Consider the following 19,903-nt stretch of genomic DNA (forward strand, 5'->3'; position numbering starts at 1 on the left):
TTGAACAGAGATTTTTGATGCATTGAAATCCCAAAACTTAACATATCCTTCACCTTATGATGAAACTGTGTTTACATGGGAATTTTACTTTTGCACGAAGTAAAAATTAACCGTTACTCTTCTTATTTTACTGATAAACAGTAAATTATTGAAGAGTGCCAATTTAAAAATTATTAGCTATGAAAAATTATTTCTTCCTTTTATGTTTTATCGTCGTCCAGATGACCTTTGGGCAGGCTTTATTTCCTTATTTGCAAAATCCGACTCCAAATTCAATGATCGTTAATTGGAAAACCGCTTCCAATAATGAGACTACTGTTCTCTACGGGAATTCTCCGACGAACCTGAATGTTACGGTAACAGGAACCACCAATATATTTTCGGATACGGGATATAATAATAACTACTATTATCACACGGCCAAAATCAATAATCTGCAGCCGAATACAAAGTATTATTATAAAATAAAAACAGGAACCAGCGAGTCGGCAATTTACAACTTCAGGACACTTCCCATGCCGGGACAGCCTACTACGGCAGACGGTAAAATACGTTTTTTGATTATGGGAGATAATCAGATCAAAGCGGAACCCAGGTATGATACACTTACCTTAAATGCATTTAAAAAATTAAAGCAAAAATTTGGGGCAAACTCAGATCCTTCGGATAATGTTGCTCTTACTTTTATGGTGGGAGATCAGGTAGATGTCGGGACACTTGATCATTACGAAAATGTCCACTTTAAAAAGAATATTAAATTATCACCATATCTTCCGATCCAGACGACTGTGGGCAATCACGAAACCTATGGAACATTGGGAATGAATTCTTATTATGCTCATTTTTATATCGATGAAATTAAATATAAAAATATCAGCTCCGGGAATGAAAATTACTATGCGCAACAAGCGGGGAATGTTTTGTTTATCAGCTTAAGCTCTGAACATACGGGAACGGCTCAGCAGACCTGGTTACAGCAAATTCTTACAGCTGCAAATAACGATCCTACTGTCGATTGGATTATTTCCTTAAGCCACAGGCCTTATCAGGCAGAGCAATATGTAGGGGATATCTCAACATGGGTAAGAAATAATGCAGTTCCTCTTCTAACGTCATCGAGTAAATATCTGATGCACGTAGGTGCACACCATCACCTGTATCACAGAGGGCAATTAAAAGATAGCCCTACTTATCAGATTATATCCGGAGGAACAGCGTGGGATCAGTACTGGGGAATGTCTACAGAACAGGATTTTGATGATGTTCAGAAAACACTTACCGACTGGACATACCAAATCGTAGAGGTAGATGTTACCAATGGTAAGGTAGATGTGGAATGTTATTCGATTGGAGGGATCTATACTAAAAAATACAATGAGCTCGTTGATTCTTTCCATAGATATAAAAACCAGCCAAAACCTGTTAAGCCTACGATCACCAATACTTTTTCAGGTCCTGTGACTTTACCCTTAACTTTGAATGGAAGCAGTTTTACGTCACCCAACAATGAGCTTTTAAACACAACACAATTCCTCATTAGTAAAGCAGCAGATTTTTCGGTGATAGAAAAAGAATTCTATCGTGATTATGAAAATTGGTTCGGTAAGGACGGAGTTCCTGATAAGGCTAAAAACCTGAATGCCGGTGTAGATATTACGAAAGTAAGCTTTCCCGCCAATTCTATTTCCAATGGTGTGTATTACGTAAAAACAAGATACAGGGACAGAAATCTGGAATGGAGTGACTGGAGTGATGTAAAGCAGTTTGAAATAACGGGAAGCGTAGTTTCAAATCCTACATTTACGCTGGATAAAACAGAATATTTACAAAATACCCCCGTAACTGCAACCTATACAGGCGGTCCAGGTAATCAGACAGATTGGGTGGGTGTTTATAGAAAAGGGCAGGTTCCGGGAACATCAACTTCGCAGGCCTATATTTATACCAACGGACAAACAGCGGGAACAGCCACTTTTACCAATGGTTTTGCAGCTAAAGGACAGTATTTTGCCGGATTTTTTGCCAATGACGGATATACGGAGATTACACCGAGAAAAAATTTCTATATAGGCCCTAAAGTTGTTCTTCAGGCCACTTCAGATACTTATCCGGTAGGAGGAACTGTGAAAATAAATTTCAGTAACGGACCCAATCTTGTAAAAGACTGGATCGGGATTTATAAGATGGGGCAAACTCCGGGAACCAATACTTCTGCGATGTATAAATATGTAACAACCGCTGCTGGAAATCTTGAGTTTACCGGACTCCCTAAAGGGTACTATTTTGCGCAATATTTTCTGGAAGATGGTTATACGGCAATCGGTGAGAAAGTGTTTTTTAAAGTAGGAGATATTGTTACCGAATTATGGATTAACAAACCTGTTTATACGTTGGGCGAAAATATTACAGCTTCATGGACGGATTCTCCGGGAATTATCAAAGACTGGCTGGGTATTTATCCACAAAATATTCAGACGCCGGACGATAATTTTGTTTCATATACTTATTTTGACGGGATAACTCAGGGTACAAAAACATTGAATGGAGCTGCCTTACCTACAACTCCCGGAAATTATTATATGGTAATGTTTACCAATGATTCTTATACTGAAGTTTCAAACAGAATGCAATTCCAGGTAACTTCTTCAACATTAGGAACTGCTGAAACCTCAAAAAGTACTGAGAAAAATGTAGTGTTGTATCCTAACCCGACCAAGCCAGGTGAACCTACATTTATCAAGAGCGATTATCCAATTGATAAGATTGAGTTATTATCTGCTACAGGAGATCTATTATACGAATCTAAAAATGTACACAATCAGCGTTTTTCTTTAGTCAACGAAAATCTGCCTAAAGGTGTATACTTTGTAAAAGTTCATACAAGAAAGTTATTTACTTTAAAACTGATTATTCAGTAACACTTTTTTGATCAGTACAGAGAGGGAACATTTGTTCCCTCTTTTTTTATTAAAGATTACCTAATGAAGATAAATAGTTTACTTTAATCCGTGGATTTTAATGCCCATGCAATTAAAGGAGCCTGCATTAAAAGTCTTGCGAATCTCTGATTATCGGTGTTCAGGCCGAAAGAATCCCTTCTGTTTTTATATTGGGCAATATTTCCGGGAAGAACCGCTGCAAAAAAGCCTGCAACAACTTTTCCCATTGTTTTTCGATACTTTTTAGGAGTCACGATCGTTGCTGTTCCCAGGAGTATTTCTACGATTCCGGAATATACCACCGTATCATCTTTTTTTAAAGGAACCCATTCGGGAACCTGAGCCTGAAATTCTTTCCTTGCAAATGTAAGGTGACTGATTCCTGCAGTAATCAGAAATGCACCAAGTCCTATTCTTGATATGTCTTTCGTTTCCATAATAATGTGATTGGTTGTATGTACTCAGAATTTTATAATTCTTTTATACATGAACTCCAAAATTCAGACCATTAGGATTTGGTCTGTATATTGTCGTAGTAATTGGAATTGTTGGTTTTATGAGCCTGGTCATAAAATAGTTTTTACCGGTCCGGTTAACTTTATGAATCTTAGTTTACCAGTGAATAAAGCTAAAATGTGAGTTCCTTACATGTTCAATTTTAAAAGATGAAATTATGAAACCTAAAGAAATTCCGGGAGTTCCCCAACAAAAGAGTGGAGGATTTCATGATACTGAAAGTAAAAAACAATTTGACGATCCTGAATTGAACAAGCAAGAGTTTTCTGTTTTGAAAAAAGATTTTTTTCAGTGAATCAGTGGAGGGAGTACAGTGGTGCTCTCACAGCCGATTTTAAATTGTATGGTTCAAAAGGAAAACCCCTTGACCGACCTCCTGAAATTGATGATTACATCCGTATTGATATACCTGGTCCCGGAGAAAAAGAAGCAAAAGGATACGATTGGGTACAGATAGTTAATATTTCCTCTCATCATACAGGGTCATTAGAACGTATTAGTATAACCTGCAGACCATCCAAAATTCCGGGAAACTCCGAAAACAACCGTATAGCACACTTTTACAGCAGTAAAGCTACGTCAACTTTTATGATCTCAAATAATGGCAAAGAAATAATGGCAGCAATTTACGGAAGGAATGAATCACCCAATTTTAATGCTTCTTTTATTGATAAGATCAGAAATATCATGGTAGGCATAGGAGGAATGATGGGAATTTCTAAAATTCAATGGAAGGCCCTTTCTGATGGTTTGCTGGATTTTTAGCAATTATCTAAAATGGTGTTTCACTTTTATCTATTTAAATAAAAATCCTGTGTGCCTTGATTTAAAAGAAAATTATTAAATTTAGCCAACAGAAAAATCTAATATTTCATGATAGATAAAAGAGTAAAAAATGCAAAGGAAGCTATAGAAGGAATTCAGGATGGGATGACATTAATGCTGGGGGATTCGGCCTTTGCGGTATTCCTGAAAACTCCATTAATGCTTTGGTAGAAAGTGATGTGAAAGATCTGACGTGCATTTCCAATAACGCTGGGGTTGATGATTTTGGATTGGGATTATTGTTGCATAAAAGACAGATTAAAAAAATGATCTCTTCTTATGTAGGGGAGAATGCAGAATTCGAAAGACAGATGCTTTCCGGGGAACTTGATGTTGAACTTACTCCACAAGGGACCCTTGCTGAAAAATGCAGAGCTGCACAAGCCGGAATTCCTGCGTTTTATACACCTGCAGGATATGGGACTGAAATAGCTGCAGGTAAAGAAGTAAAGGAATTTAACGGTAAGCCTCACATTCTTGAACATGCCTATAATGCAGATTACTCTATTGTAAAAGCGTGGAAAGGAGATCATGCAGGAAATCTTATCTTCAAAGGATCTGCAAGAAATTTTAATCATCCAATGGCCGGGGCTGCAAAAATTACAATAGCAGAAGTAGAAGAATTGGTAGAACCGGGAGAATTAGATCCCAATGAAGTCCATATTCCAGGAATTATGATTCAGAGAATATTCCAGGGTGATAAATTCGAAAAGCGAATTGAGCAAAGAACAGTAAGGAAAAAAGATTAAGTCTTCGTTTGAAAGAGAGTATTCATATAAATAAAGCGCCGGAAAATATTTTCCGGCGCTTTATTTATGATTCTTCTTATGATTCTTCGGGAATTACCATTTTCCTTTCTCCGATCTGTTGTCTCCACATGGCATAGTATAATCCTTTTTCGGCAATCAGATTATCATGGGATCCCATTTCTATGACTTGGCCTCGTTCAAGTACATAAATCCGGTCGGCATGCATAATGGTGCTTAGACGATGGGCAATCAATACTGTGATTTGTTCTTTTTCCTCCGATATGCTTTTGATGGTGGAAGTTATTTCTTCTTCCGTAATACTGTCCAAAGCTGAAGTGGCTTCGTCAAAAATTAACAGGTGAGGTCTTCGTAATAAAGCCCTTGCAATCGCAATTCTTTGCTTTTCCCCGCCACTTAATTTCAATCCACCTTCTCCAATTACGGTTTCTATACCTTTTTCAGCCCTTTCCAGTAAAGCAGTACAGCTTGATTTTTGTAAAGCTATTTGAAGTTCTACCTCAGTAGCCTTTGGATTTACGAAAAGAAGGTTTTCTTTAATGGTTCCTGCAAAAAGCTGGGTGTCCTGAGTTACAAAACCAATTTGATTCCTCAATTCATCAAAATCAAATTCTTTCCCATTGATATTATTATAAAAAATATTTCCTTCCTGAGGACGATAGAGCCCAACCAAAAGTTTTACCAGAGTACTTTTTCCGGAACCACTGGGACCAACAAAAGCAATTGTTTCTCCGTTTTTTACGGTAAAAGATATATTGTTTAACGCTTTATACTGAGCTGATTGATGTTTGAAAGAAACGTGTTTGAACTCCAATTCTTCAATAGCACCGATCTGTTTAGGATGAAGGGGTTTTTCCTCGACTGTTTTTTTCATTAAACGGTCAAAATTAAGAAGGGAAGCTTCAGCCTCTCGATAAGAAATAATGATATTTCCGATCTCCTGCATAGGTCCGAAGATAAAGAAGCCATAAAACATCAGCGATAAATATTGTCCCGGAGTTACAATATTTTTAAAAATTAAAAGTAATAAAGTCAGGGTGATCAGCTGTTGAAGAAAATTAACCATTGTTCCCTGGATAAAACTTAAAGAACGGATGCTTTTGACTTTTCTAAGTTCAAGCCCCAGAATTTTATAGGTATTATTGTTTAAGCGGATGACTTCCTGATTGGTTAATCCCAGACTTTTTACTATTTCTATATTTCTAAGGCTTTCTGTAGTACTTCCTGCCAGAGCTGTGGTTTCCGAAACAATATTTTTCTGGATACTCTTTATTCTCTTGCTTAATAAATTCGTGATGAATGCAATCAGAAATATTCCACAAATGTATACCGGCATGATTGACCAATGTAAACGGATAGCATACACAGCAACGAAAATGATACTAACCAGAATTCCGAAGAAAATATTAATAAAATTACTGATGAACTTTACAGTATCTTCTCTTACTTTCGTTAAAATAGAAAGGGTTTCACCACTTCTCTGGTCTTCAAATTCCTGATATGGCAATGCCATAGAATGCTTTAAGCCGTCCGTGAAAATTTTTGCCCCGAACTTTTGGGTGATAACACTTACTGCATAATCCTGAAAAGCTTTGGCGATCCTGCTCACCATGGCTGTTCCGATAAGGAGGGATAAGAAATAGAATACACCATGATAAATGCCGTCTCCGTATAAATATTGGTTCAGGTTTCTTGGTAAAAGCTTTTCTTTATCAAAAAAATTAGGATGGGTAACCAGTTTATCGAGAATATTACCCGTTATTGCCGGAGCAAATAAAGAGAATACCTGATTAATGGTTGCTAATAACAATGAAAGAATAATCAACCACAGGTAAGGTTTAAGGTATTTTAAAAGTATTTTCATTCTGTTAAATAATGTTGCAAAATTAGAGATATTATTTCGACTTATTATGTTAATAATTTTCAATAACAAAGCCCTTTTGTATTCTATTGAAAATAATTAAATTGCAGTCTAAGTTTTTACTATGCTCACAAAAGAACAAATTGCTAAAAGAATCTCAAAAGAATTAAAAGATCGTTATTATGTAAATCTGGGAATAGGGATTCCCACTTTGGTTGCCAACTACGTTCCTGATGGCATTTCAGTAGAATTTCAGAGTGAAAATGGAGTTTTGGGAATGGGACCTTTCCCTTTTGAAGGAGAAGAAGATGCTGATATCATCAATGCAGGAAAGCAGACCATTACGATACTACAAGGAGGTTCATTTTTTGATTCCGCTTTTAGTTTTGGGATGATCCGTGGACAGAAAGTAGATCTTACGATCCTTGGCGCAATGGAAGTTTCTGAAAATGGAGATATTGCCAACTGGAAGATTCCTGGAAAAATGGTAAAAGGAATGGGCGGAGCGATGGATTTGGTAGCTTCTGCTGAAAATATCATTGTTGCGATGATGCATGTAAATAAAGCAGGAGAAAGTAAGATCCTGAAAAAATGTACACTTCCTTTAACAGGAGTAAATTGTGTGAAAAGAGTGGTTACGGAACTCGCTGTTTTAGATGTAACACCAGCTGGTTTTAAGCTTGTTGAAAGAGCACCGGGAGTGTCCGTAGAGCATATTGTACAATCTACAGAAGCAGATCTGATCATTGAAGGAGAAATTCCCGAAATGCAATTTTAATAAAAAAACAAAAGAAAGGCTGTTATCATTAACAGCCTTTTTTATCACCGGTTAATTAAGTTTCATTAGTTTTTCAGGAAGAGCAGGAAGCTTTGTTTGTGGATTTATTTCATCGTTGTTCCAGAAACTTATTACGCAGCTTATATTTTGATCTCGTATATTTTCTGCGATATAGTAGATTGTTAAAGACTTTCCGCCGGACATTTTTGTAAGAACAGAAGTTAGGCCCGTAAAGTCATACACTATTTTTTTTGCTTTTGTAGGTACATCCAGAAAATTAATATCAATCATTTCTTCGGATGTAATTTTTCCCCCTCCTTTAGATTTTGTTACATTCAATTGGTTTTCAACAGCTTCTTTTGCATCCTGTAATGTTCTGTGAACAGACCAGTTCATCTCACCAGCATATGGGCATTGAACTGTATTGAGGAAGGTCCAGTAACAATTACTGCCAAGTTCTATTTTTCTTCCGGCAAAATTAATTGAACTGATATTCATAGAAACAAAATTCTCCTCCGGAATTCTATTCTCAATAATTGCATTAACGAGCTTTTCTTCAGTATCTTGATCTGTTTTTCCGTTTTTTATAAACCATACTACAGTGATTGTCTTATTCGGATTTTCAACGAAATAATAATTATTTGTTTGAAAGCTGTTTCCTGAAATTTTTTGTTGTTTGGTTAGAAAGAAGTTTTTACTATTGATTTTCTCATCTCTTGTTTTTAGTTCAGAATTTGAAATTTTATGTTTTTTTAAAACCTTTGAAAGCCCTTTTTCATCAAAAGAATTATTGAAAACCTCACTTGTAACACTATATCCATCTATATTGTACCAGATTTTGCCATTATTATTCAACGCGGAAAGTCTTGTGAGGATATTATTTTCCTGAGAAAAGCACATTGAACAGAAGAAAATGGTTAAGATTTTAAAGATCTTCATGTCCTTATTTATTAATGGTAAATGTATATGTGGGAACATTATCTTTGGATCCCTTTTTCCAATTTTCTGCAAGTTGAGGATCATTTAATTCCACACCATCTACTGGTGATATGTCGAACTTTGAAAACCATTTTTGAGGATTGGTACCGTCTTTTTTGAAATAAGTCTGCCTCACAATAATACTGTCATGAGGTTTTACCGTAAAAGAATTAGAGACTTCCTGCGCTCCAAAACTTTGTGACATTTTGATAACACTAGAGGTAAAGCTAACGGGCTTGTCTGAAGTGTTTTTCACAATAAAAGCTGTCATGGGACTTCCGGACATGGGTAAACAAGCTGCGAACAGACTGAAAACAAGAAAAGCATACATTAATTTTTTCATGGTTGTTTATTTTTGTGTTTATTGATTTACTTCGCTGATTGTATTTTATATACGGAATTGAAGTTATGAAAAAATTGTTATGTTTACAGAATTCCTGACTATTATATCTTAAAAAAGAAGAATTACATGATTTGCAATACAATTTAATACGAAAGGCTGCTCAAATTCTGAAACAGCCTTTTTATTTTGTATCTAGATGTTATAAATTGAGTTTTTTCAACTATTCATAATTGATTATTTACCGTCCTGAGCTCCAAAAACTTTTTGTAAAATACTGGTAGTTCTCATGGCTGGAGTATTTCTGATCCCGTTTTCTTTATCTGCAACCATTTTGAAAACGCCATTAATTGTTTCTGTAGTCACATATTCATTCAAATCAGTAGTTACAGATTGTCCTGTAAAAGTATTGTACTTTGAAATAAGGCTTTTCCAAAGGGTGTCAGCTCCCACTTTTCCCAATGAAGCCTGTACCTTTGGCTGGAACGCTGTAAAGAGCTGGTTCTGGGTTTTAGTTTGAAGATAATTAGTCGCAGCATGATTTGAGCCCAATAAAATATTTTTGGCATCAGTAATTGTCATTGATGTAATGGCATTGGTGAAAATAGGAGCAGCTTCTGTTACGGCATCTTCAGCAGCTCTGTTTAATAATTTCACTCCCTCATCAGCGAGTTTTCCCATTCCCAAAGAACGCAAGGTCGTGTCTACCTTTCTTAGTTTTTCGGGCATTAAAATTTTTACGGCTTCATTTTTGAAAAAACCATCAGTTAAAGCAAGCTTCTTCACACCATCATTCACTCCCATACTTAAGGCTTCCTTTAATCCGGACGAAATTTGGGTAGAAGTAAGATTATTCAGATTAACTGAAGAGGCTCTGTTGGGTGATGGAGTTGTGGTTACAGTTGTTCCTGTAGAAGTGTTCTTTATTTTTCCTGTATTGTTAAGGTCAACCCCTGTTTTTTCCTTAACTGTAGATTTTATAATATCTAAAAGTTGTGCTTTTGCTGAAACTGAAAACACCAGACTTGCCGCTAAAAAAATTGTTTTTCTCATTGTATATTTTTGCAAAATTAGATCTTTTATATCATAATAGGTTAAATAATTCACTGACTTTTTTCAGAAATTAATTATATTCGCTTAAATCTAAATTACACAAAATAATGCGTTTATTATTGGTCTTTTCCCTTATGATTTCCAATCTGTTTTTTTCGCAAACTAAACCAAGTTTAATTCCTTACCCGCAAAGTTTAACGATTCAGGAAGGTAAATTTGTGATCCCTAAAACATTGATACTGAATGATAAACTTCCAAAAGAGGAAACGCAATATTTCAAAAAGCATCTTGGTGCTCGCGTTACATTTCAATCCTCAGGAAGTACGGAAAATGTTCATATAATGCATATGCTGATTCCACAACCCAAAATGCCGATCGATCCGCAGGGTGATAAAGAAAGATATTCTATTGATATTTCTCCCAAAAGGATTTTTATAAGTTCTTACACTAAACAAGGTTATTTTCTTGCTATTCAAACCTTGATCCAGTTGTTTGATGAGTATCAGGAAAAAGGAGAGATTCCCGCTATGGAAATTAAAGATAATCCAAAATTTGCATGGAGAGGAATGCATCTGGATGTTTGCCGTCATTTCTTTACGGTAGATGAAGTAAAGCAGTATATTGATTATCTGGCCATGTATAAGCTAAATACCTTTCACTGGCATTTAACCGATGATCAGGGATGGAGAATTGAAATCAAGAAATATCCGAAGCTGACTGAAATTGGCTCCAGGAGAAAAGAATCAATGATTGGAGCCTATGTAGATAATACCTTTGACGGAAAACCATATGGCCCTTATTTTTATACTCAGGAACAGATTAAGGATGTGGTTAAGTATGCAGAGCAACGTCATATTACAATTGTACCTGAAATTGAAATGCCTGGGCATGCTTTAGCAGCACTTTCAGCCTATCCTGAGCTGGCGTGTACGAAAGGACCTTTTGAACCTGCCACAAAGTGGGGCGTCTTTGATGATGTTTTTTGTCCTAAAAAAGAAACATTTACATTTTTAGAAAATGTCCTGGATGAGGTGATAAAGTTATTTCCTTCTCAGTATATCCATATTGGTGGTGATGAATGTCCTAAGACACGATGGAAAGAGTGCCCGCATTGTCAGGAGTTGATCAAAAAGAACAATCTGAAAGATGAGCATGGATTACAAAGCTATTTTATCCAGACTATAGAAAAATATGTAAATAGCAAAGGGCGGAAAATAATCGGATGGGATGAGATTCTGGAAGGAGGTCTGGCACCAAACGCTGCGGTAATGAGCTGGACAGGTGTCAATGGAGGAATTGAAGCTGCAAAATCAAAACATTTTGCTGTAATGACTCCCGGAGCTTTCTGTTATTTTGACCATTATCAGGGGGATCCCCAGTCCGAACCTAATGCTTTTGGAGGATTTACTCCTTTAGATAAAGTATATTCTTACGATCCGGTTCCTTCAGAGCTTACTGCTGAGGAAGCTAAATACATTTTAGGTGTTCAGGCTAACTTATGGACCGAATATATATTGGATTTTAAGCATGTCCAGTATATGATTTTTCCAAGAATAATGGCACTTTCAGAAGTAGCATGGGGAACTTCTGATCCTAAGAATTATAAAGAATTTGAAAACAGGGTTATCCGGCAGTTTAAGGTTTTAGATAAAATGAAGATCAACTATGCGAAAAGCATTTATAATATTTCAGGAAAAGTAACACCTTCTGCCAAAGGTGTTGCATATGAATTATCAACTTCTCAAAATTCCCAGGGAATAAAATATACAACCGATGGTACAGATCCAACGGTAAATTCACCATCTTATAAGGAGCCTGTCCCTGTTTCAAGAGCCATGACCATAAAGTCTGCCTATTTCGAAGATGGACAGATAAAAAGTGCGGTTTCTTCCCAATCATTTATTCCTTCCAAAACAACGGGAAAGAAGATCACTCTGGAACAACAGCCCAGCGAAAATTATTCTTTTGGCGGAGCGTTTACTTTGGTGGACGGAATTTTGGGTAATCAAAAACAGCTGGGAAAAACATGGTTAGGCTTTCAGGGAAAAGATGTTGTAGCAGTTATTGACTTAGGAGTAAAAACTCAGTTTTCAGAAGTTTATTTTAATACCCTTGAAAATAAAGGAAGCTGGATTCATTTAGCCAAAGGAGCACAGATCTTTATTTCTGATGATAATGTAAATTTTAAAATGATCAAAGAAATTGGAAAAGATGAAATTCAGAATGTAAAAGGAAAAGTAAAACTCAATGTTGGTAATCAGAACGCGGCATATATTAAAGTTAAAATTGAAAATGCAGGAATTATTCCTGCCGGAAATCCGGGAGCTGATTCTAAAGCCTGGCTTTTTGTAGATGAGATTGGGATGAATTAATCAATATCAGAAAGCATTAGGAGACCAGGGAGTAAGATCTATTGAAATTATATCATATTGGATTATAATAGTGAATGGATTACTTACTTTCGTTTCTGTATCGACTTTTTCTCAGTTTCCAGAAATTGATACACCGGAAAGGCATCTCCCTGATTCGTCAAAGCAATAATACAGGTATTGTTGCTCAGGTCTCTCCAGATAATACTTCTGAATCCATTGATTCCACCGGTATGCATAGCGGTATCGTCAGAAATGTACCATCCGAATGCATAATCACTCGTTTTTCCATTTTTTAAAACGGGCAGTTCATATATAATTTTTGTGTTTTCCTTATTCAGTAACTGATGCTTTCTTAAAGCCTGGTCGAATTTATATAGATCCCATGTCGTAGAATAGATCCCTCCATCCCCCAATGTTAAAAGAAAATAATCATCCGGTTTTTTATCTATATCATACGCTTTGGCAATATCGGAAGTCGGTACCGTTTGAGCATCAAAAACAAATGAATGCTGCATATTCAAAGGAGCAAAAATTCTATTTTGAATAAAATCTTTATATGACTCTCCGGATACAGCCTCTATAATTTGTCCAAGTATGATATATCCACTATTACAATATTCGAATTGACTGCCGGAAGGAAATGTTAATCCGGGTTGCTTTTTTAGAAAGGCCAGGACATCTTCATTGGTGATCCTGTTATCTGAGATCAAAACATTCTCATAATCCTTTAACCCTGAAGTGTGGTTAAGCAATTGTCTGATACTGATATTTTGTGCATATTCCGGAAGGTCCATTAGATATTGGCTTGCTTTATCATCAAACGACAACTTGTGCTCCTGCTGTAAAAGCATAATCGCTGTTGCAGTAAAAGGTTTGGTTACAGACGCAATACAGAACGGCGTATCCTTGGTCATAAGTTTTTTGTCTTCAAAATTTTTATATCCCAATGCTGTATCACATATTATTTTTCCTTTTTCAACTATGAGAACGGTACCATTAAATTTTCCTTTCTTGTAAAAATTTATAAGAATATCTTTTTCTGATTTTTTGTTGCAGGAAAATAAAATGAATAAAACACAACTTAAAATAACTGAAATTCTGATCATGGTTGAAAAAGTTTAACATACAATAAGTCAGTAATGTAAATGAAAAGTTACAGGGGTGAATTTTCCATCTTGCTGATATGAATTCCGAAATATTCCGATCAATGATATGAAGATTGTTTTTAAGACTTTTTGTAATGAGGATTGCTAAACGTGATGAAATAGGATCTGTTGTTTTTTTACTTTTGTACCAGCAGGAAAATTGCTAATTTGTAAGCCTAATAAACCTGATATGCAAAGCAGACGAAACTTTATCAAAAAGACAGCAGTTGCTTCTTTGGCTCTTGCCGTAAATCCGCTAGATCTAATGGCTGGTCCATTACCTGAAAGTCATAAAACCATAAACAAACCGATCGTCCTGTCAACCTGGAATTTTGGTTTAAAGGCCAATGAGGAAGCATGGACGATTCTTGGCAAAAACGGAAGAGCGCTAGATGCTGTTGAAAAAGGAGTACGTTTGGTGGAGTTGGATCCCACGGAAAGAAGCGTGGGATATGGCGGACGCCCGGATAGAGATGGAAGAGTAACACTTGATGCCTGTATCATGGATGAAAACTACAACATCGGATCGGTTGCCTGCATTGAAAATATTAAAAATCCAATTTCTGTAGCCAGAGCAGTGATGGAAAAGACTCCGCACGTTATGCTGGTAGGAGATGGTGCTTTTCAGTTTGCCCTTTCTCAGGGATTTAAAAAGGAAAACCTATTAACGCCCGAATCTGAAAAAGAATGGAAGGAATGGCTTAAAAACAGCAAGTACCAACCTATCGTAAATATTGAAAACCATGATACCATCGGAATGATTGCATTGGACGCCCAGGGAAATCTTTCCGGAGCTTGTACTACCAGCGGTATGGCCTTTAAAATGCACGGAAGGGTAGGAGATTCTCCTATTATCGGAGCCGGATTATTCGTAGATAACGAAGTGGGTGCCGCTACAGCAACGGGACATGGTGAAGAAGTAATAAGAACTGTTGGAACTCACCTCGTTGTGGAACTGATGAGACAAGGAAGAAATCCGCAGCAAGCCTGCAAAGAAGCGGTTGAAAGAATCGTAAAGATTACACAGAGAAGAAATAAAAATCTGAAAGATATTCAGGTAGGTTTTATTGCATTAAATAAAAACGGGGAATATGGATCTTATTGCATACAGGACGGGTTTAATTTTGCGGTACATGATCAAAAAGGAAACAGGCTGGAAACTCCTGAGTTTGCCTTGAAATAATAATCAGAAATCAGAAATTATTTTTACTAATTCCTAAAAAAATTAAAAATGTCAAAGATAGAAATAGCATGTTTTAATCCTCATTCTGCCATCGTTGCTTTTGAAAATGGGGCAGACAGAATAGAATTATGTGATGGTTTAAGTGAGGGAGGAACTACACCAGATTTTGAAACAACTAAAAAACTGAGAGAAAAGATAAACATTCCTGTTTTTGTTATGATCCGTCCCCGTGGAGGAAATTTCACTTATACAAATGAAGAATTTGAACAGATGAAAAATGAGCTTACCCAGCTTAAATCTCTTAATGTCGACGGCTTTGTTTTCGGAATTTTAGATGAAAACGATGAAGTTAATATGGAACAAAATAAAACCCTGGTTGAAATGGCACATCCGTTACCTTGTACTTTTCACCGTGCTTTTGACAGGGCAAAAGGTTTAGAAAGCTCATTGGAAAAAGTGATCAGCTGTGGTTTTAAAACGATTCTTACTTCCGGACAGAAACCTAATGTTTCCGAGGGTAAAGAAAATCTGAAAAAATTGGTAGAGCTTTCAAATGGGAGAATAGAAATTCTTGTGGGTGGCGGACTAAGATCAACCAATATACAGGATATCCGTGAATTTACAAACGCAGCTTATTTTCATTCTTCAGCTATTACGGATGGTGGGCAGTTTGCCGACGCAGATGAGGTAATTGCTTTGAAGAATAAATAACAGAATCTGATACTGTCAATCACGGTTCCTGATAATGATCATTAAATTTTTAATATAAAGATTTAAAAATAATTAACAATCTGCCATTTAACGAGGCCTGCCCATTCATTCTGATGAACTCCTTATAAAAGATGGAATTCTTAGAATTGTAAATAAACTCATCAATGAATAAAACCATACTTATTACCTTTTTTCTTATTCACAATTTTCTTAGTGCACAATTTTCTGAGCGCAGTTTATCATCCGAAAAATGGCAGTTTAAAAACTCAAAAGAAACTCAGTGGCTTTCTGCAAAAGTACCGGGAACCGTGCATCAGGATTTGATGGATAATAAATTGATCCCCGATCCATTTAAAGATGAAAATGAGAAAAAAGTCCAATGGGTAGAAAATGAAAACTGGGATTATCAGACCCGTTTTAAAATTTCATCACACGAGTTGAAAAATCAAAATATAGATCTTGTATTTGAAGGCCTGGATACCTTTTCTGAAATCTACCTTAATGGAAAACTTCTTCAGAAGACGGATAACATGTTTAGAAAATGGAGTATTCCTGTTAAAAATTATCTGAAACAGGGCGACAATATTCTAAAGATTTCATTCAGATCTGCTGTAGAAGAAGGTAAAAAGCTGGCTCAAAAAGTTCCTTTCACGATGCCTGAAAGCCCTAGAAGCTTTGTTAGAAAGGCACAGTATCAGTTTGGTTGGGACTGGGGGCCGAGATTGGTTACGGCAGGAATATGGAAAGAGGTAAAACTTGACTTCTGGAATGATGCTAAGATTAAAAGCATAAAGGATTTGCAAAATGTATCAGCGGAACCTAAAGGTAATTTTAGCTTTGAAGTTGATATCGAAGTACAGACACCAGGTAATTATGCCTTAAAAATCAATAATTCCCAAAAGACCTTTTCTCTTGGAAAAGGTGAAAATAAAATAAGATTTCCCTATCAAATCGATGGATTGAAAATCTGGCAGCCAAATGGTTGGGGAGATGCCAATCTTTATGATTTTAAAATTAATCTTTTAAAAGGAGAAAAAGAGATTCATGCAAAAAGCCTTAGAACGGGATTCAGAACTATAGAACTGGTTCAGGAAAAGGATGAAAAAGGGAAGTCTTTCTATTTTAAGGTGAATAATCAACCGTTATACATTAAAGGGACGAACTGGATTCCGGCAGATAGCTTTTCACCAAGGATTACGAAAGAAAAATATCAGAAACTGATAAAAGATTGCAAAGAGGCAAATATCAACATGATCCGCGTTTGGGGTGGTGGGATTTATGAAGATGATGAGTTTTATAAGGCATGTGATGAGAATGGAATTCTCGTGTGGCAGGATTTTATGTTTGCGGGAAGTTTTTATCCCTCTGATGCGGATTTTCTGAACAATGTAAAAGAGGAGGTAAAAGATCAGGTCACCCGTTTGCAGAATCATCCTTCCATAGCTTTATGGTGTGGAAACAATGAAGTAGACGAAGCTATTGTCAACTGGGGATACCAGAAACAATTTAAATATTCGAAAGAAGATTCTTTGCAGGTTTGGAAAGATTACAGAAAGGTCTTTCATGAATTAATTCCCAACACATTAAAAGAAAAACTGGCCTCTGATAAGAATATGTATTGGCCAAGCTCGCCATCGATCGGCTGGGGCCATAAGGAAAGCCTTACAGAAGGTGACTCTCATTACTGGGGCGTGTGGTGGGGTGAACAGCCCTTTGAAGTGTATAATGAAAAAGTAGGGCGTTTCATGTCTGAATATGGATTTCAGGGAATGCCAAGTCTTGGAACCACGAAAACTATGTTTTCAGGGACTCCTCAACTCGATCTGAATAATGGTACTATAAAAGCACATGAAAAGCATGCAAGAGGTTGGGAAATCATCAATACATATATGGAACGGGATTATCCTGTACCTGCTGATTTTATAAAATACAATTACATCTCACAACTGCTGCAGGCACGTGGAATGCAAATCGCTATTGAAGCACATCGAAGAGCAAAACCTTATAATATGGGAACGTTATATTGGCAGCTTAACGATTGTTGGCCTGTGGTCTCCTGGTCTTCTATCGATTATTCCGGAAATTGGAAAGCTTTGCACTACCAGGTCAAAAGGAGTTTTGAGCAGCAGGTTATTCTGGCAGAAGAAAAGGACAATAAACTGAATTTATTTGCTGTTAACGATCTTACACAGGACTTGAACGGTGTAAGTGCAACCATAGAAGTAACCACATTTAAAGGGGAGATTATTAACAGGATTCATTCCGGGAACAGGAATTTAAAGGATATTATATCCTTTGATCCGATAGAAATTGAAAAGATACTTGGCCGGTTTTCCAGGAACGAAGTATTTCTAAATGTGGTTTTAAATGATAAAAGCAACAAAGAAATAGCAAAAAATACTTATTTCCTTGTAAAGCCTAAAGATCTGAAGCTCTCAAAACCTGCGGTACATATTAAAAAAATATCTTCTTCAGAGATCGAAATATCTACGGATGTTTTAACTAAAAATATTTATCTGATGGGAGATACTCATTTCAGTGATAACTTCTTTGATTTGCTTCCTAAAAAACCAAGACGTATTAAACTTTCAAAGCCATTGGATAAAATAGAAGTGATGAGTTTATGGGACGCCATTAATCCCTGATTATAGTAAAATCCAGAGAAAAAGATAGTCCATGCATAGTTTTCGGTTAAAAATCGATTCAATTTCTATGTCCGGCTGAAAAATCAATCTTACATTTGCAACATATTTAGACACAATTATGGTGAATTTTGTTTTGATAGCGGTATGTATTTTGGCTGGAATGGTATTCAGATCAACCAAGTCAATTCATCCGGATGCCCATAAAGGAATTAATACCTGGATTCTTTACCTGGCCCTGCCTGCCGTTTCATTTAAATATTTACCTAAAGTTCACTGGACACTGGAAATGCTTTTTCCTATTGTGGCGACATTCCTTATTGCGGTATTCAGTTTTGTGTTTATGTCGGTTTATAGTAAGAAAAAAGGTTATTCAAGGCGTTCACAAAGTACAATGGAGCTTATTAGCGGATACAGCAATACTTCCTTTATCGGTTTTCCCTTAATAAGTGCTTTTTATGGAGAAAGCCTTTTAAGCATTGCTATTATTTGTGATCAGACTATGTTTTTCAGTCTTTCTACCTTGGGAATTATTGCCGCAGTAAAAGGAGGTAGCAGGTCGGGGAAAGTAAGTGCGGTATTCATTTTGAAAAGACTGATCACATTTCCTCCGTTAATTGGCTGTATCAGTGCGCTGATCCTCTCTCAGTTTATTGATTTTACAGCTGCTGAGCCCTTCTTTGATAAATTAGCTGCGACAGTAAGTCCATTAGCTTTGTTTTCCGTGGGGTTACAGTTGAAATTTAATGGCTGGAAAAAACTCATTCCCCAAATGTCTGTATCTATGCTGTATAAGCTGATTCTGGCACCGGCGATTGTTTTGGGACTGGCTTTGCTTTCAGGCATTAAAGGAGATATTGCTAGAATTACCATCTTCGAAGCTGCAATGCCTACTCTTGTAACTTCAAGTATTATTGCCGAACAGTTCAGGCTGAATACCAAACTCACGAATTTAACCATTGGATTCAGTATTATCGTCGGATTCTTAACAACCGCTATCTGGTATAGAATAATTGAAATATTTTTTAATTAAAAATAAGTTTTGACGAAAAAAACCGCAGTAATAAGGAAATTGAAGATAACTATTCCTGTACGCAGTTTTACAGGATCCAGCTTTTTTGTAAAATGAGCTCCAAAATAACCTCCTGAAATTGTGGCAACCATCATGGTGCAGGTTTCCGGCCAGTAAACCTTCCCTGCAAAAATAAAAAGTACAACAGCTACCGCATTGGCAATTCCTGTAAACAGGGTTTTATTGGCATTGATTACTTTAATATCCGATAAACCGAATAACGCCCAAACGGCCATCATCATTATTCCTACGGCTCCGCCAAAGTAACCGCCATATATTCCTAAAAGAAACTGAGCACCCAGTACTAATCCCGCTCCGATATGCATTTTCTTTCTCAACCAGTTACCGGCCTGTCTCCCAAATGCAAAAGCCATGGAACCTAACAGAAGCAACCATGGAACCACCAGATTGAATCCACTGGATGGTGTATATAGCAATAACAGACCTCCGGTACAACCTCCCAGCAGAGTCAGTATAATCATCGCTACGATTGAAATAGCAGGGAAAGGTTTAATATATTCTCTGAATTTCCATGCACTGGCTAAGCTTCCCGGAAACAGGGCAACGGTACTTGAAGCATTGGCCTGAATCGGGGGAACACCGGCATATATAAGTGCGGGAAATGTAATAAATGATCCACCGCCAGCTGCTGCATTAATCGCTCCGGCCAGGAGTCCAATAAAAAAAAGCAGGATATAATTTTCCATGAATCAAAATTGAA

The 19,903-nt window shown here is 36.6% G+C and carries 16 protein-coding genes and 1 pseudogene; 10 read left to right on the forward strand and 7 right to left on the reverse strand.

Annotated elements, in window-relative coordinates:
• Positions 1-179 precede the first annotated feature (179 nt).
• Complete coding sequence (locus tag MTQ00_RS01240; RefSeq protein ID WP_273647408.1) at positions 180-2,918, forward strand: fibronectin type III domain-containing protein; 2,739 nt, start codon at positions 180-182, stop codon at positions 2,916-2,918.
• 83 nt (positions 2,919-3,001) lie between these two features.
• Here the strand turns inward: MTQ00_RS01240 and MTQ00_RS01245 are convergent, their stop codons facing one another.
• On the reverse strand, positions 3,002-3,376 hold the full coding sequence (locus MTQ00_RS01245; RefSeq protein WP_273647409.1) for a DoxX family protein: 375 nt from the start codon (positions 3,374-3,376) through the stop codon (positions 3,002-3,004).
• Between the two features lie 236 nt (positions 3,377-3,612).
• Between MTQ00_RS01245 and MTQ00_RS01250 the strand changes: the two genes are divergently transcribed.
• The 3 genes and pseudogenes from MTQ00_RS01250 (at position 3,613) to MTQ00_RS01260 (ending at position 5,029) form a co-directional block, all read left to right on the forward strand.
• Positions 3,613-3,750: a hypothetical protein gene (locus MTQ00_RS01250; protein WP_273647410.1), complete on the forward strand. Its 138-nt coding sequence runs from the start codon at positions 3,613-3,615 to the stop codon at positions 3,748-3,750.
• Positions 3,747-4,220, forward strand: a complete 474-nt coding sequence (locus MTQ00_RS01255; protein WP_273647411.1) for a hypothetical protein — start codon at positions 3,747-3,749, stop codon at positions 4,218-4,220. Before MTQ00_RS01250 ends, MTQ00_RS01255 begins: the two co-directional genes overlap by 4 nt.
• A 108-nt stretch (positions 4,221-4,328) precedes the next feature.
• Positions 4,329-5,029, forward strand: a pseudogene (locus tag MTQ00_RS01260) (CoA transferase subunit A).
• A gap of 76 nt (positions 5,030-5,105) precedes the next feature.
• Here the strand turns inward: MTQ00_RS01260 and MTQ00_RS01265 are convergent.
• Positions 5,106-6,911 (reverse strand): ABC transporter ATP-binding protein, encoded by a 1,806-nt coding sequence (locus tag MTQ00_RS01265; RefSeq protein ID WP_273647412.1) that lies wholly within the window; start codon positions 6,909-6,911, stop codon positions 5,106-5,108.
• 121 nt (positions 6,912-7,032) lie between these two features.
• On the opposite strand from MTQ00_RS01265, the gene MTQ00_RS01270 reads away from it, so the two are divergent.
• Positions 7,033-7,686, forward strand: a complete 654-nt coding sequence (locus MTQ00_RS01270; protein ID WP_273647413.1) for a CoA transferase subunit B — start codon at positions 7,033-7,035, stop codon at positions 7,684-7,686.
• 51 nt (positions 7,687-7,737) lie between these two features.
• On the opposite strand, the gene MTQ00_RS01275 is transcribed toward MTQ00_RS01270, so the two are convergent.
• From MTQ00_RS01275 to MTQ00_RS01285, 3 genes are all read right to left on the reverse strand, one after another.
• The gene (locus MTQ00_RS01275; protein WP_273647414.1) at positions 7,738-8,625 is read right to left on the reverse strand and encodes a hypothetical protein; all 888 of its coding nucleotides are present in this window, start codon (positions 8,623-8,625) and stop codon (positions 7,738-7,740) included.
• 4 nt (positions 8,626-8,629) lie between these two features.
• Complete coding sequence (locus MTQ00_RS01280; protein ID WP_273647415.1) at positions 8,630-9,007, reverse strand: hypothetical protein; 378 nt, start codon at positions 9,005-9,007, stop codon at positions 8,630-8,632.
• A 234-nt stretch (positions 9,008-9,241) separates the two neighbouring features.
• On the reverse strand, positions 9,242-10,057 hold the full coding sequence (locus MTQ00_RS01285; RefSeq protein WP_273647416.1) for a DUF4197 domain-containing protein: 816 nt from the start codon (positions 10,055-10,057) through the stop codon (positions 9,242-9,244).
• Positions 10,058-10,164: 107 nt separating this feature from the next.
• On the opposite strand from MTQ00_RS01285, the gene MTQ00_RS01290 reads away from it, so the two are divergent.
• A complete protein-coding gene (locus MTQ00_RS01290; protein ID WP_273647417.1) occupies positions 10,165-12,429 on the forward strand; it encodes a family 20 glycosylhydrolase in 2,265 nt (754 codons plus the stop codon).
• An 83-nt stretch (positions 12,430-12,512) separates the two neighbouring features.
• On the opposite strand, the gene MTQ00_RS01295 is transcribed toward MTQ00_RS01290, so the two are convergent.
• Entirely contained in the window at positions 12,513-13,535 is a 1,023-nt protein-coding gene (locus tag MTQ00_RS01295; protein WP_273647418.1) for a serine hydrolase domain-containing protein, read from the reverse strand.
• A 229-nt stretch (positions 13,536-13,764) separates the two neighbouring features.
• Here MTQ00_RS01295 and MTQ00_RS01300 point away from each other — a divergent pair, with 229 nt between their 5' ends.
• From MTQ00_RS01300 to MTQ00_RS01315, 4 genes are all read left to right on the forward strand, one after another.
• On the forward strand, positions 13,765-14,757 hold the full coding sequence (locus MTQ00_RS01300) for an isoaspartyl peptidase/L-asparaginase family protein (protein WP_273647419.1): 993 nt from the start codon (positions 13,765-13,767) through the stop codon (positions 14,755-14,757).
• 48 nt (positions 14,758-14,805) lie between these two features.
• Positions 14,806-15,468 (forward strand): copper homeostasis protein CutC, encoded by a 663-nt coding sequence (locus MTQ00_RS01305; protein ID WP_273647420.1) that lies wholly within the window; start codon positions 14,806-14,808, stop codon positions 15,466-15,468.
• 164 nt (positions 15,469-15,632) lie between these two features.
• The gene (locus tag MTQ00_RS01310; RefSeq protein WP_273647421.1) at positions 15,633-18,113 is read left to right on the forward strand and encodes a beta-mannosidase; all 2,481 of its coding nucleotides are present in this window, start codon (positions 15,633-15,635) and stop codon (positions 18,111-18,113) included.
• 118 nt (positions 18,114-18,231) lie between these two features.
• The gene (locus MTQ00_RS01315) at positions 18,232-19,143 is read left to right on the forward strand and encodes an AEC family transporter (RefSeq protein ID WP_273647422.1); all 912 of its coding nucleotides are present in this window, start codon (positions 18,232-18,234) and stop codon (positions 19,141-19,143) included.
• Here the strand turns inward: MTQ00_RS01315 and MTQ00_RS01320 are convergent.
• The gene (locus MTQ00_RS01320; protein WP_273647423.1) at positions 19,140-19,889 is read right to left on the reverse strand and encodes a sulfite exporter TauE/SafE family protein; all 750 of its coding nucleotides are present in this window, start codon (positions 19,887-19,889) and stop codon (positions 19,140-19,142) included. The two genes, MTQ00_RS01315 and MTQ00_RS01320, sit on opposite strands and share 4 nt — an antisense overlap.
• Positions 19,890-19,903: the final 14 nt, after the last annotated feature.

Source organism: Chryseobacterium sp. B21-037 (assembly GCF_028570785.1).
GTDB lineage: Bacteria > Bacteroidota > Bacteroidia > Flavobacteriales > Weeksellaceae > Chryseobacterium > Chryseobacterium proteolyticum.

Bases quoted from the DNA above. Each gene is read 5' to 3' on its own strand.
- MTQ00_RS01315 (WP_273647422.1), top strand. From the start codon at position 18,232: ATGGTGAATTTTGTTTTGATAGCGGTATGTATTTTGGCTGGAATGGTA.
- MTQ00_RS01275 (WP_273647414.1), bottom strand. From the start codon at position 8,625: ATGAAGATCTTTAAAATCTTAACCATTTTCTTCTGTTCAATGTGCTTT.
- MTQ00_RS01250 (WP_273647410.1), top strand. From the start codon at position 3,613: ATGAAACCTAAAGAAATTCCGGGAGTTCCCCAACAAAAGAGTGGAGGA.
- MTQ00_RS01265 (WP_273647412.1), bottom strand. From the start codon at position 6,911: ATGAAAATACTTTTAAAATACCTTAAACCTTACCTGTGGTTGATTATT.
- MTQ00_RS01245 (WP_273647409.1), bottom strand. From the start codon at position 3,376: ATGGAAACGAAAGACATATCAAGAATAGGACTTGGTGCATTTCTGATT.
- MTQ00_RS01300 (WP_273647419.1), top strand. From the start codon at position 13,765: ATGCAAAGCAGACGAAACTTTATCAAAAAGACAGCAGTTGCTTCTTTG.
- MTQ00_RS01270 (WP_273647413.1), top strand. From the start codon at position 7,033: ATGCTCACAAAAGAACAAATTGCTAAAAGAATCTCAAAAGAATTAAAA.
- MTQ00_RS01320 (WP_273647423.1), bottom strand. From the start codon at position 19,889: ATGGAAAATTATATCCTGCTTTTTTTTATTGGACTCCTGGCCGGAGCG.
- MTQ00_RS01285 (WP_273647416.1), bottom strand. From the start codon at position 10,057: ATGAGAAAAACAATTTTTTTAGCGGCAAGTCTGGTGTTTTCAGTTTCA.
- MTQ00_RS01305 (WP_273647420.1), top strand. From the start codon at position 14,806: ATGTCAAAGATAGAAATAGCATGTTTTAATCCTCATTCTGCCATCGTT.
- MTQ00_RS01240 (WP_273647408.1), top strand. From the start codon at position 180: ATGAAAAATTATTTCTTCCTTTTATGTTTTATCGTCGTCCAGATGACC.
- MTQ00_RS01290 (WP_273647417.1), top strand. From the start codon at position 10,165: ATGCGTTTATTATTGGTCTTTTCCCTTATGATTTCCAATCTGTTTTTT.
- MTQ00_RS01280 (WP_273647415.1), bottom strand. From the start codon at position 9,007: ATGAAAAAATTAATGTATGCTTTTCTTGTTTTCAGTCTGTTCGCAGCT.
- MTQ00_RS01295 (WP_273647418.1), bottom strand. From the start codon at position 13,535: ATGATCAGAATTTCAGTTATTTTAAGTTGTGTTTTATTCATTTTATTT.
- MTQ00_RS01310 (WP_273647421.1), top strand. From the start codon at position 15,633: ATGAATAAAACCATACTTATTACCTTTTTTCTTATTCACAATTTTCTT.